General features: G+C 68.6%; 9 protein-coding genes. 5 read left to right on the top strand and 4 right to left on the bottom strand.

Features of this window, described 5'->3' with window-relative positions:
- The first annotated feature begins 73 nt into the window (after nucleotides 1-73).
- The gene (locus tag FDY95_RS15930) at nucleotides 74-781 is read left to right on the top strand and encodes a VIT1/CCC1 transporter family protein (RefSeq protein ID WP_138079236.1); all 708 of its coding nucleotides are present in this window, start codon (nucleotides 74-76) and stop codon (nucleotides 779-781) included.
- Between the two features lie 166 nt (nucleotides 782-947).
- A complete protein-coding gene (locus tag FDY95_RS15925) occupies nucleotides 948-1,481 on the top strand; it encodes an MOSC domain-containing protein (RefSeq protein WP_138079234.1) in 534 nt (177 codons plus the stop codon).
- 96 nt (nucleotides 1,482-1,577) lie between these two features.
- Here FDY95_RS15925 and FDY95_RS15920 read toward each other — a convergent pair whose 3' ends face one another.
- The 3 genes from FDY95_RS15920 to FDY95_RS15910 form a co-directional block, all read right to left on the bottom strand.
- A complete protein-coding gene (locus tag FDY95_RS15920) occupies nucleotides 1,578-3,236 on the bottom strand; it encodes a T9SS type A sorting domain-containing protein (protein WP_138079232.1) in 1,659 nt (552 codons plus the stop codon).
- A 130-nt stretch (nucleotides 3,237-3,366) separates the two neighbouring features.
- On the bottom strand, nucleotides 3,367-4,167 hold the full coding sequence (locus FDY95_RS15915; protein WP_138079230.1) for a DUF2490 domain-containing protein: 801 nt from the start codon (nucleotides 4,165-4,167) through the stop codon (nucleotides 3,367-3,369).
- Nucleotides 4,168-4,227: 60 nt separating this feature from the next.
- The gene (locus FDY95_RS15910; protein WP_138079229.1) at nucleotides 4,228-5,028 is read right to left on the bottom strand and encodes a hypothetical protein; all 801 of its coding nucleotides are present in this window, start codon (nucleotides 5,026-5,028) and stop codon (nucleotides 4,228-4,230) included.
- A 353-nt stretch (nucleotides 5,029-5,381) separates the two neighbouring features.
- Here FDY95_RS15910 and FDY95_RS15905 point away from each other — a divergent pair, with 353 nt between their 5' ends.
- Genes FDY95_RS15905 through FDY95_RS15895 form a run of 3 tightly spaced genes read left to right on the top strand, consistent with a single transcriptional unit; the run spans nucleotide 5,382 to nucleotide 12,245 of the window.
- A complete protein-coding gene (locus FDY95_RS15905) occupies nucleotides 5,382-8,870 on the top strand; it encodes a class I SAM-dependent DNA methyltransferase (protein ID WP_138079227.1) in 3,489 nt (1,162 codons plus the stop codon).
- A gap of 25 nt (nucleotides 8,871-8,895) precedes the next feature.
- Nucleotides 8,896-10,566 carry a T9SS type A sorting domain-containing protein gene (locus FDY95_RS15900; RefSeq protein ID WP_138079225.1) on the top strand — a complete coding sequence of 557 codons (1,671 nt, stop codon included), beginning with the start codon at nucleotides 8,896-8,898 and terminating at the stop codon, nucleotides 10,564-10,566.
- 35 nt (nucleotides 10,567-10,601) lie between these two features.
- Nucleotides 10,602-12,245, top strand: coding sequence for an SBBP repeat-containing protein (locus tag FDY95_RS15895; protein WP_138079223.1), 1,644 nt, complete (start codon nucleotides 10,602-10,604; stop codon nucleotides 12,243-12,245).
- A 184-nt stretch (nucleotides 12,246-12,429) separates the two neighbouring features.
- Here the strand turns inward: FDY95_RS15895 and FDY95_RS15890 are convergent, their stop codons facing one another.
- Nucleotides 12,430-12,999, bottom strand: coding sequence for a hypothetical protein (locus FDY95_RS15890; RefSeq protein WP_138079221.1), 570 nt, complete (start codon nucleotides 12,997-12,999; stop codon nucleotides 12,430-12,432).
- Nucleotides 13,000-13,148: the final 149 nt, after the last annotated feature.

Raw genomic sequence — 13,148 nt, 5'->3', positions numbered from 1 at the left:
GCAACCGGCCCAGGTTAGGGCCAGCGCGTATATTTAGCCGCATTGCCGGCGTCTGCCGGCGGCTTCGCTCCCTATGTCGGCCCACCACCAGCACCCCCACCCCGAAGAACACCTGGGCAGCTCTGCCCTGCTGCAGGACATTGTCATCGGCCTTTCCGATGGCCTGACGGTGCCCTTTGCCCTAGCGGCGGGCCTGAGCGGGACCGTGCAGTCGTCGGGGCTGGTGATTACGGCTGGGCTGGCCGAAATCGTGGCCGGCTCCATTGCCATGGGCCTGGGCGGCTACCTCTCGGGCCGCACCGAGCTGGACCACTACGCGGCCGAGCAGCGCCGCGAGTACCGCGAGGTGGACGAAGTACCCGAGGTGGAGCGCGCCGAGGTACGGGAGCTGCTGGCCGATATGGGTCTCTCGCCCGCCACCCAGGAGCTGGCCATGCGCGAGCTGACCGCCGACCGCGACCAGTGGGTGAAGTTCATGATGAAATACGAGCTGGGCCTGGAAGAGCCCGACCCGCGCCGGGCCCGCAACAGCGCCCTCACCATCGGGCTGGCCTACGCCGCGGGCGGCCTGATTCCGCTCAGCGCCTACTTCGTCACCGCCACGCCCGCCGAAGGTTTGCTCTGGTCGGCCGTCATCACGCTGCTGTGCCTGCTGGTGTTCGGCTTCTTCAAGAGCCGCATGACGGGCCAGCCGCCGGTGGCCGGGGCCCTGAAGATGGCCGCCATCGGGGCGCTGGCGGCGGCGGCGGCCTTCGGAGTGGCCCGGCTGGTAGAAGGCTGATTTCAGCGTTTTTCGTTGTTCGTTGCTCGTTTTTCGTAGTGAACGTTCTGGACCAACGGCGGTGCCTGTACCTGCCTGAAAGCGGACCGTAACCGCCATACCAATAGCCAAAAACAAAACCCGGCCGAGCCCCGAACAACCAACAACCAACAACGAAAAACGACCCATGCCTTTCCCCAACTTCGGCGACGACAAATCGGTGGTGACGCGCCTGCTCTCCACCCTGCCCCAGACCGGCCGCCTGGAGTGGATTGGGGTGCGCCCCAAGCGCCGGGAGCCGCTGCTGGCCCTGCCCGAAGCGGAAGTACTCACCGACGCCCACCTGGCCGGCGACCATGCCCGCATCAAGCCCGGCGGCAAGCGGCAGGTCACCTTGATTCAGCACGAGCACCTAGCGGCGGTGGCGGGTTTCCTGGGACTGGCCGAGCCCATAGCGCCCGGCCGGCTGCGGCGCAACCTGGTGGTGAGCGGGCTCAACCTGCTGGCCCTGAAAAACCGCCGCATCCGCATCGGGGCCGAGGTGCTGCTCGACATCACCGGCGAGTGTCACCCCTGCTCGCGCATGGAGGAAGAGCTGGGCCCCGGCGGCTACAACGCCATGCGCGGCCACGGCGGGCTCACCGCCCGCATCGTGCAGGGCGGCCTCATCCGCCTGGGCGACGCGGTGCGGGTGGAACCCGACGCGCCCGCACCGCACTGACGGTTCCGGCAAATGCCAACGCCGCCCCGGCAGCCTGGCAGGCTACCGGGGCGGCGTTGCGCTTAATCAGACGCTGGGGCCGCTTCCCGCAGAAGCTTATTGCTTGATGATGCGGGTGGTCTGGTGCCACTGCCCGGCTTCCAACGACACCGAGTAGGTGCCAGCGGCCAGGTGCTGCACGTCCAGCGCCAATTGCTGGGCCCCGGCGGCCTGCTGCCCGGCCCGGGCGGTAGCCACCACGCGGCCCAGCACGTCGCGCACGGTGGCCTGGGGTGCGGCCGCGGCGGGCAGCACGTAGCGCAGCTTCAGCTCACCGGCCGTGGGTACCGGCGCGGGCTGCAGCTGCAGCACCGCTTCCTGGCGCGGGCGCAGGCTGGTCACGCGGCCGGCGGTGTAGCGCGTCAGGCGCATGCTCGGGTTGGTAGCGCCGGAGGTGAACACGGCCTCCCAGGCCAGCAGCTGGTCGTTGGGCAGGGCCGAGAGCGTGCGTACCAGGCCGCCATCGGCTACGGCGAGACCGTGCGCGCCGGCGGGCAGGCCCGCGGTGCTGCCAAATGCGGCATCGAGCACGCCCGCGGCGGAGTAGCGCGCCAGCAGCAGCGCGGGCACCTGGGCCGACTGCGGGTAGTACGAGCCCCCGACCACGATGCTGCCGTCGCTCTGCACCGTCACGGCCGCCAGCCCGCCCACCGCGGCGCCCAGGCTGCGCGAGGCGGCGGTATTGAAGGCGGCGTCGGCGCTGCCATTGGCGTTGAGGCGGAACATAATCGGCGACTCGGCCGAGCCGTAGAGGCTGCCCACCAGCACGATCTTGCCGTCGGGCTGCACGGCCGCGCCGTGAATGGCGGTGAAACGTTCGATGGGCGACTGGCCGTTTGATGCGGTGCTATAGCCCACCACGCTGGTTTCGCCGTTGGTCCCGAAGCCGGTGTCGGGCGTGCCGTCGGCGTTCAGGCGCGCTACGCGGGTGCTGTTGAGCGACAGGGCGCTGCCCGGCGCCACCTGCGTCACCAGCAGAATCTTGCCATCGGGCTGCACCAGCAGGTCCTTGAACATGGCGTAGTACATCGGGCCGACGGGGGAGCCGGCCCCGCTGCCGGCGGCCGTGCCGAAGGTGTTGTCGGGCTGCCCGTTGGCCAGCAGGCGCACTAGGCGGGTGGGGCTGAGGTGGTCGAAGCTGGCGGCGGCCAGCAGCTTGCCGTCGGGCAGGATTACCACCCGGGCCAGCTCGGTGGGCCCGGTGGGAAGCTGCGGATTGGGATACGCCAGGCCCGCGGTGCCAAAGCCCGGGTCGGGCTGGCCCTGGGCGGTGTAGCGGGCGGCGGCCCACACCTTGCCCACGTCGCCCTGAATGCCGCCCACGACCACCAGCTTGCCATCGGGCTGCTGGGCCAGGCCGCTGGCGACGGAGCGGTTGCCGGGGAAGGCGCTGGTCACGCTGCCCCCGGTGCCGAAGCCGGTGTCGGGCGTGCCATCGGCGTGGTAGCGGCGCACGGTCCAGGTGTTGGCGTTGGCCGCGCACACCACGATTTTGCCGTCGGCCTGCACCAGCGTCTGGCCCATCACCGACCACGTGGCGCCGCCCGGGGCCACGGGCGAAAAATTAAACCGCTCGGCCGTGAGGTTCGTGGCAACGGAGCCCGCCGTGCCAAAAGCCGCGTCGCGGTTGACGCTTTGGGCCTGCGCGCCCAGCGTGCTGAGGGTAAGCAATCCGGCCGCCACGCAGGCGCGCCCCAGGGTAAATGAATGCAACATAAATGGAAAGGTTAAGGAGAAAAACACAACGCGGCCCGGCCCGCCGGAGCACCGCAACAGTGCCCGCCGGGCCGGGCCGACAAGTTAAACGACGAATTTAAAAAACCGAATAATGTTATCCAGCAGTATTTTAATCCTGCTGCGAGGGCAGGCGCTCGGGCGCGGGGGCGGTGGCATTGCGGCGGGCCAGGCGGTAGCTCAGGGCCAGCACCACGTTGTTTTTGGCCGAGGTGTTCTGCGGCACGAACTGCCCTTGCTTGATGGTGGGCAGGTTGTAGTTGGCCTGCAGCACCCAGCCGGCCTGCAGGGTCAGGGCCTTGGTCAGCTGGTAGCCCGCCCCGGCGTACACGCGGTTGCGCTCGAACACCGGCCCCCGGGGGTTGAGGAATATCTCGTCGTACACCGAGAGAAAGACCGTTTTGGGGCCCAGGGTGCTGTGGTTCAGCGGCAGGAAGGCGTTGAGGCGGTAGCGCAGGCGGTTGCGCTGGCCGGTACTGTCGTCGCGGTAGCTGAACCAGCGCTGCTCCACGCGGTAGCGGTGCTCCAGCTTCAGGCGGCTGGCGTACTGGGTCAGCGTGAGCTGGCCCCAGAGGCGCTTCTCCACGTTCAGCGGCCCGGCGTCCCAGTTCTGGTAGTCGCGGGTGGCGTAGCGGCCGCCGCCCAGCAGCACCACGAAGTTCTTGTTGATGTCGTAGCTCAGCCCGCCCTTCAGCTCGTTGTAGAAGTACTGGCGAAACACGGCGTTGGTGCGGGCCTGAAACTCAAAGAAGCCGCCCCAGCGGTGCTCCTCGCTGCCGGGCAGCTGCAGGGTGCCGATAAACCAGCTGCCCCAGGGCTGGGTAGGATTGGCCGGCGTCTGGGCCCGGCCGGGCAGGGCGGCCGCCAGCAGCCCCGACAGGCTTCCGGCCGCGAAAAGAAGAGAATAGCGCATGGCAGGGGCCAAAGGTAGGAAGCCGGCCCCCACCGACCAGCACCCACCGCCCAGCCGGTGCTACCGGGGCTGCAGCTCCAGCAGCAGCACGGTGTCGAAGGCCTGCACCGCCTTGCCGCGAAACGATTGGGCACTTTCCCGGCGGTAGGGTAGTGTGGGCCCCCAACGCATCCAGGTGCTGGCGGTGTACCCCGCCGGGCTTTGCCGCAGCTTCGGAAAGTCGTCGACGGAGGTCCAGATGGTGGTGGTGTCGGTGCCGCGCCGGGTCAGGATGTAGGGCTTGACGATGGTGGAGCCGTCTTTTTTGGCCCGCCGGGGCACGGCCACGCGCCGCAGGTAGGTTTCATCGGGGAAGGTGGGCAGGCACTCCAGCACCACGTACACGCCCGCCGCCGGCAACTGCAGGGCGGCGGGGCGCAGGTCGAGGCGCATCTGGGTGCGGCGCTTGGCAATGGAGTCGGGGGGCGCCACCACCACCGGGGGCGCCGACAGCGGGGCCCCGAGCAGCTCCAGCCCGGTGCCGCGCGCGTAGAAGCTGATGTGCAGCCGCCCCGCCGTGTAGCGCTGATGCAGCGGCACGGTCAGCGCACGCAGGTCGAAGCGCTGGCTGGTATCGGGCGAGGCCAGCCACACCACGCAGCGCTGCCCCGGCGTCAGCGGCCGTACGCCCCGAATGTATTCGCCGTGGTAGGTGCCCACCGCCTGCGGCCGCTGGCCGCGCACGGTTACATCGGCCAATACCACGTGCCGGACCGGCGTGGCGGGCGGCGGGGTTTGGGCCGTGGCCGCGCCGCCGGTGCCCAGCAGCAGGCCAACCCCTGCCGGCCATCCCCGGCCGGCTGACTTCGCAAGGAACAACATGGGCGCAAAGTACAGAACCGCCACCAGGGCGCCGCCAAAGGCAGTAGTTGCCCTCCAATTCGGCCGGTTCCCCGCTCCTTGTCGGCGCGCAGGCGGCACCACGGCGGGACATTTCGGCGGGTAACGCGCCGGACCAGGAGCCCCGCCGAGCAGCCGGATCGACTGGCAAAGGCCGGCCGAGCGAAACCGAGCCCGGCCGGCCCGGCGCTTGTCGGATAGGCGCTAAGCGCCCTTGCCCGCCCAGGCGCCGCCTTTCGGCTCCGGGTCACGAGGCCCCAAGTAGGCCATTTCCTCACCCCGCCCTATCTTCCCACCCCCATTCATAACTCAGAATTTCTAATTCAGAATTACCCTTGACTTACTCCGACTTTGAAGCCCGCTGGCGCCCGGCCGGCGGCGCCGAGCGCGCCAACTACGGCCTCTTCCTGCAAGACCTCTGCGACCTGCTTGGCGTGCCCCGCCCCGACCCCACCACCGACAACCCCGCCGCCGACCAGTACGTGCTCGAACGCGCCGTGGAATTCCGCGACGGCGGCAAGAAGAGCACCGGCCGCATCGACCTCTACCGGCGCGGCTGCTTTATCCTCGAAACCAAGCAGGGCACCGACACCCCCGACCAGCAGCAGAAATCGGAGCGGGCCGAGCTGGGCCTGCCCGCCGAAAAGCGCCGCAAGGGCCACGCCGTGCGCGGCTCGGTGAAGTGGGAGCAAATGATGCAGGCCGCCCGCCAGCAGGCCCTGGGCTACGTGCGCGCCCTGCCCCCCGAGGAGCCCCGGCCCCTGTTCCTGCTCGTCGTCGACGTGGGCTACTGCATTGATGTGTACTCGAACTTCGCCGGGGTGGGCGACTCCTTCGTGCCCTTCCCCGACCAGACGCGCTTCCGCCTCCCGCTCGCCGCCCTGCAGGACGAGGCCACCCGGCAGCTGCTGCGCCAGCTCTGGCTGGAGCCCCGCGAGCTGGACCCCTCCCGCCGCGCCGCCCGCGTCACCCGCGAGCTGGCGGGCTACCTCGCGGGCGTGTCGGCCCAGCTAGAGCGCGCCGGGCACCCGGCCGAGGTGGTGGCCCAGTTCCTGATGCGCTGCCTGTTCACCATGTTCTCGGAGGACGTGGGGCTCATTCCCAAAGCCTCCTTCACCGGCATGCTGCGCACCTACTCCACCCCCGAGCTGCGCGAGTTTCTGCCCGAGGCCCTCAGCGGCCTCTGGCGGGTGATGGATACCGGCGGCTACGCCTCCGACCTCAAGGCCCGGGTACGGCGCTTCAACGGCAAGCTCTTCCACGACGCCCGCGCCCTGCCGCTCAGCCCCGACCAGATGGCCCTGCTGCTCAAAGCCGCCGAAGCCGACTGGACCGAGGTGGAGCCCGCCATCTTCGGCACCCTGCTCGAACGCGCCCTCGACCCCAAGGAGCGGCACTCCCTCGGCGCCCACTACACCCCGCGCCGCTACGTGGAGCGCCTGGTGCTGCCCACCGTGCTCGAGCCCCTGCGCCGGGAGTGGACGGCCGCCCAGGCCGCCTCGGCCCGCCGCCTGGAGGAAGGCCAGCCCAAGGAAGCCCGCCAGGAGCTGCTGCGCTTCCTCTCCCGCCTCACCTCCCTGCGCATCCTCGACCCCGCCTGCGGCTCCGGCAACTTCCTCTACGTCACGCTGGAGCACCTCAAGCGCCTCGAAGGCGAAGTGCTGGCCGCCATCAACGCCTTCGGCCACTCCGGCCTGCTCGACCTGGGCGGCGGCACCACCGTTTCGCCCCGCCAATTGCTGGGCCTGGAGCTGAACCCGCGCGCCGCCGCCATTGCCGACGTGGTGCTGCGCATCGGCTACCTGCAGTGGCACCTGCGCACCCACGGCGCCACCCAGCTGGCCGAGCCTCTGCTCGACGAGTACCAGAACATCCGCCAGCAGGATGCCGCCCTGCGCCACGACCTGCCCCTGCCCCGCCTCGACGCCCAGGGCCAGCCCGTCACGCGCTGGGACGGCAGCACCCGCCTGCACCCGGCCACCGGCCAGCCCGTGCCCGACGAAACCGCCCGCACCCCCGTGCTGGACTACCCCAACCCCCAGCCCGCCGAATGGCCCCAGGCCGATTTCATCGTGGGCAATCCGCCGTTTGTGGGGCCGGCCCGTATGCGCGACGCCCTCGGCGACGGCTACACCGAAGCCCTGCGCAAAGCCTACAAAGGCAAGGTGCCCGACTCGGCAGACCTGGTGATGTACTGGTGGTACAACGCCGCCCGCGCCGTGCAGCAAGGCCCCGCCGAGCGGTTCGGCTTCATCACCACCAACAGCCTCAAGCAAACCTTCAACCGCCGCGTGATGCAGCCCTTCCTGGAGGGCGACACCCCGCCGCTGACCCTCACCTTCGCCATTCCCGACCACCCCTGGGTAGACGCAGCCGAAGGTGCCGCCGTACGCATTGCCATGACGGTAGCGGAGCGCACGGCCGCCGGCTCAGTAGGTCAGCTGCTGACGCTCAAGTCGGAAACCGTAGCGGAAGGCGACGAAGCGGCGGAGGTGACTTTTGAGGAACAGCAGGGACGCATTTTGCCTGATTTGTCTATCGGTGCTGACTTGGATACTGCTTCGGCGTTAAAGGCCAATGCAGAACTGACGAACAGAGGCTTTGAACTTGGTGGCGCTGGGTTCATTTTGACTCAAGAGGAAGCTAGTCAACTAGGGCTCGGAAAAGTAGCGGGTTTAGAAAGCCATATCCGTCCCTATCGTAACGGCCGAGACTTGGCAGATAAACCGCGCGGCGTAATGGTTATTGATATGTTCGGTTTGACTGATACTGAGGTTTTAACCAAGTACCCTCTCGTCTATCAAAGACTTGTTGAAAGAGTTAAACCAGAACGAGACCAAAACCGGGACGCAATTCTACGGAACAACTGGTGGCTACATCGGCGGGCCAGAACTGATTTACGGGATGCTCTACGAGGCACCAGCCGGTACATCGCAACAGTAGAAACCTCTAAACATCGGATTTTCCAGTTTCTAAGTGCCGACATCCTACCTGATAACAAGCTCATCGTTTTTGCTCTAGATGATGCATACCAGCTAGGTGTATTATCAAGCCGAATCCACACCATTTGGGCCTTTGCAACAGGCAGTTTTCTAGGAGTAGGTAATGACTCCGTTTATGCGAAAACCCGCTGCTTCGACCCCTTCCCCTTCCCCGACGCCACGCCCGCCCAGCAGGCCCGCATCCGGGAGCTGGCCGAACAGCTCGACGCCCACCGCAAGCGCCAGCAGGCCCTGCACCCCGCCCTCACCCTCACCGACCTCTACAACGTGGTGGAAAAGCTGCGCGCCCAGCAGCCCCTCTCCCCCAAAGACCAGCAGGTAAACCAGCAAGGCCTGGCCTCCGTGGTGCTCAGCCTCCACCAGCAGCTCGATGCCGCCGTCGCCGAGGCCTACGCCTGGCCCCACGACCTACCCGAAGCCGAGCTGCTCCAGCGCCTCGTGCGCCTCAACCACGAGCGCGCCCGCGAAGAGCAAGCCGGCCACATCCGCTACCTGCGCCCCGCCTACCAGGCCCCCGAGCAGCAGCAAGCCGCCCTGCCCCTGCCCACGCCGGAGCCCGCCGCCAAAGCGCCGAAAACCAAATCGTCCGGATCCCCCTCTCCCTCGGAGAGGGGGTCGGGGGGTGAGGCTTTCCCCACCGAGCTGGCCCAGCAGATGCAGGCCCTGCGCGACGCGCTGCAGCAGGCCGCCCAGCCCCTCACCGCCGCCCAGGTAGCCGCCCGCTTCAAGCGCGTGAAACCCGAGAAGGTCGAGCCCCTGCTGGCCACCCTGGCCGCCCTTTCGCTCATCCGCCGCACGCCCGAGGGCGCCTACGCGGCCTGATTTCCGGTCCTTATTTATTCTTCCCGTGTCCCTGACCTTACGCTCCTCCTTCCGCCGCGCCGCCGGCCTGCTGGCCATCCTGGCGCTGTGCTGCACCAACGCCCAGGCCCAGTCGGCCCCGCCCTGGCAGGGCGTCACCGCCACCAATGCCCACAATTCCGGCAAAGGCGTAGTCGATGCCGCCGGTAATTTCTACGCCATGGGCGTCTTCAACGGCTCCGTCACCGTGGGCTCGGTCACCCTCACCAGCCAGGTCAACAACTCCTTCCTGGCCAAATACGGACCCACCGGGCAGCTGCTGTGGGTGCGCCAGCTCGCCTCGCCGGCCTTCACTATCGCCGAAGACGTAGCCGTCGACGCGGCGGGCAACGCCTACGTATCCGGCGTCTACGCGGGGGGCGTCGCCTTGGGCAACAACGTAACCCTGCCCAGCCCCAATGGTCAGACCCAGGCATTCGTGGTCCGCTACTCGCCCCAGGGCGCGGCCGAGTGGGTGCAGTTCAGCGCCCCCGGCTCGGCCATCTTCCGGTCCCTCGGCGTCGAAACCGACGCGGCGGGCCACGTATTCCTGCTGGGCGACTACGTGACCCTGATGCAGATGGGCGGAGTCACGATCAGTGCGGGCAGCGCGGGCGCGATGATCCGCGCCACCTACCTGGCCCGCCTCTCCGCGGCCACGGGCGTGGTGGAATGGCTGCGCACGGCCTTTCAGTTTCCGAGCACCACCAACGTGTACGGGGGGCGGCAGCTGGCCGTGGGCGCCGCCGGCGAGCCGGTGGTGCTGACCTCGTTTGTGGGCGCCGCCCCCATCATCCCGCAGGGCCCCGTCCTCACCCCCACGAGCACGGCGCCGCCGAGCACCGCCGCCGACGTGGCCGTGATTAAGTATTCCGCGCTGCTCACCTGCGACTGGGCCCAGCAGATCAACGGCCCCGACGGCACGTTCGTGTCCGGCGGCGCCCTCGATGCGGCTGGCAACGTGTACGTTTCCGGCGGTATGCTGGGCCCGGCCACCTTCGGCAGCACCACCCTGCCCCACGCCGGCGGCTCCGACGCCTTTCTGGCCAAATACGCGCCCACCGGCGCGCTGCTCTGGGCCCGTGGCGGGGGCGGCCCCGCCCAGGATGGCTGGAACCACGTAAGCCTGGATGCAGCCGGCAATGCCTACCTGGCCGGGTATGCGGAGGGCACCGCCCAATACGGCACCACCACCATCACCAGCGCCGGCGCTACCGACGTGCTGCTCGCCTCGTACTCGCCCCAGGGGCAGCTGCGCTGGACCCAGCAGGCCGGCAGCCCCGCCAACGACCAAGCGTTCTACCTCGGCCTCGACGCGGCCGGCACGGCCTACGTGCGGGGCGCGGCCGAAGGGCCGGCGGCGTTTGGCGCCTTCACCTTGCCCGGCCAGGCCGCGCCGAGCTACTTCCTGGCCCGCCTGGGCACTCCGCTGGCCACCCGCCCCGCCCGGGCCGCCGCTACCGAGCTGTTTCCCTCGCCCGCCCACGACCAGCTGTACCTGCCCGCCCTGCCCGCCGGCACCCCCGTGCAGCTCCTCGATGCCCTCGGCCGCGTGGCCCGCGCCGCCCGCGTCACGGCCGGCCAGGTGTCGGTGCGCGGCCTGCCCGCCGGCCTCTACACCCTGCGCGCCCTCGATGCCCAGGGCCGTCCCAGCACCGGCCGCGTAGTGGTCGAGTAGTCCCTCCCAAACGCTGCGCCTCCTCCTTATAAGTCATGCTACAACGCTACCTCTCCACCATCGCCCTGCTGCTGGCCGCCAGCCTTGCCGGGCCCGCCCGGGCCCAAACCACCGCCCCGCCCGCCTGGGCCGCTGCCGCCGTCGTGGGCTCCGGCTCCAACATCGTGGGCTACAGCACCGTCGACGGGGCCGGCAATACCTACGAAATCCGCGGCTTCGACAATACGGTTAGCGTCGGCACCAGCACGCTCACCAGCCTGGGCAATACCGACGTGTACCTGGCCAAGTACGCACCCACCGGCCAGGTGCTCTGGGTTCGGCAGCTGGGCTCGGCCGGGCCTGAAAGCGGCCAGGCCGTAGCCGTCGACGCGGCGGGCAACGTCTACGTCACCGGCTCCTTCAACGGCACCATCAGCCTGGGCAACAACCTGAGCCTCACCGGCAGCGCCACCAGCGGCAGCCGTCGCTTGTTCGTGGTGCGCTACTCCCCCCAGGGTACCGCCGAATGGGCCCAGCAAAGCGCCAACAGCGGCACCGGCAGCGGCCTGGGCTTCGACGCGGCCGGTACCCTCTACCTGACGGGCCTGTTCAGCAGCTCGCTCACGCTGGGCACCACCACCCTCACCACCAGCCGCTACGCCAATTTCCTCGCCCGCTTCGCCAGCGCCAGCGGCACGCTGCTGGCCTTCGATAAAGTGCTGGAGTACGGCCCGGCTACCGGTACCACGCCCTCCTACTCTTACCCCTCGCTGGTGGTGGCGCCCGGCGGCCAAACCTACCTGCTCAACCGCGCCATTCAGCCCATCGTGCTCGACGGCACCACCTACGCCAGCCGCGGCGGCTACGACATCGTCGTGGCCCGCTATTCGCCCCAGGGCGCCTTCGAGTGGGCCCAGCAGCTGGGCGGCGCCGGCGACGACATTCCCTACGGCGGCGCCGTCGATGCCCTCGGCAACTTCTACCTGAGCGGCGCCTTCACCGGCCCGGCCCAGCTCGGCGCCTTCACCGCCGCGGGCTTCGGCGACTACGACGCCTTCCTCACCCGCTACTCTTCCCTGGGCACCCAGCAGTGGCTGCAAACCGCCGGCGGCCCGGGCCCCGATTTCTACGGCAACCTCGCCCTCGACGCGCAGAGCAACGTGTACCTGGCCAGCAACTTCAGCAACACCGCCCAGTTCGGCTCCCAAACGCTTACCAGTGCCGGCAGCCGCGACGCTCTGGTGGCGGCGTATTCCCCGCAGGGCCAGCTGCGCTGGCTGCAGCAGGCCGGCGGCCCCGACACCGATGTAACCTCCAACCTCGGCTTCGACGCCTCCGGCCGCCTGCTCGTACTCGGACGCTTTGCCGCTACCTGCACCTTCGGGCCGTTTTCGCTCAGCACCACCGCCCCCTCAGGCGCCACCTTCCTGGCCCGCCTCGACAACGTGCTGGCCACCCGCCCCGCCCGGGCCGCCCAGCCCCTGGCCTTCTACCCCTCGCCCGCCCACGACCAGCTGCACCTGCCCGCCCTGCCCGCCGGCACCCCCGTGCAGCTCCTCGACGCCCTCGGCCGCGTGGCCCGCGCGGCCCGCGTCACGGCCGGCCAGGTGTCGGTGCGCGGCCTGCCCGCCGGCCTCTACACCCTGCGCGCCCTCGATGCCCAGGGCCGCCCCTGCACCGGGCGCGTCGTAGTTGAGTAAGCCCGCCCAGCACCAGTCATCCAGCAAACGGCCGCCCGGCAATACCGGGCGGCCGTTTGCATTTTTCCGCAGCAGCCCGTTCGGGATGGGTTCGGGGTGCCTTGCTTGTGCCTATATCTAAAACGCCCCTTCCGGCCAAAACCGGAAGGGGCGTTTTATTGGATGAATCCGGGAAATCTACGGCCTACAAACTGCGCGTTTCAGTGGTCAGATTTCCCGGCTTGTCCGTCGCCCGGATAGTGATTTTGTCCCCCACCAGCGAGGCATTGGCGGCCGTGGCCGTAAACACCCAGTCGAGGCCATTGGGCTGGCGCACGGCAGTTGATTCCTCCACCACTGAGCTGTCGGCATTTTCGATGCGCAGGCGTACTTCCGTCACCTTGAAGTTATCGGTCACCCGCACCCGAATCGTGTCGCCCACGCGGCCCTGGTAATGCGTCAGGTCCACTTCGTGGATGTCGGGGGCCTGCAGAAAGTCAGCTACGGCAATAGCGTAGGCACTAGCCGATCCGTCCTCGGGCCGACCAGCTTCATACTCCGTTTTGCCGACCGGGTCGCTCAGCTGCGCCTTGGCGTACAGCGCGGCCATCTGAAACCGCTCCCGCTGGGCCGTTTGCCCCGCCGTCGGCGCCTTGTCCGACTCGCGCGGCGCGGCCGAAACCACGGTTTGACCGCCTACCTGCCGGAAGACCAGCGTGCCGCCGATGGTACCGCTCAGGCCCTGGGTAATGATGTTGTTGGATACTCTTGCCATAACGTGTGGCAGTTAAAAGGTTAGGGTTGGGAATGCCGGAAAACTAGGCGTTTGCAGCATGTCTTGCCAGGTTCTACCCGTCCTATTTTGAGCCAAAACCAGCCTGGTTTCCTCCTTTTTTGGGAAATCCTCCTGTTGCTTGAGCCCGC

Origin of the sequence: Hymenobacter jeollabukensis (assembly GCF_005771675.1) — a bacterium.
Taxonomy (GTDB): domain Bacteria; phylum Bacteroidota; class Bacteroidia; order Cytophagales; family Hymenobacteraceae; genus Solirubrum; species Solirubrum jeollabukense.
This window is presented reverse-complemented; position numbering and strand designations above follow the sequence as displayed.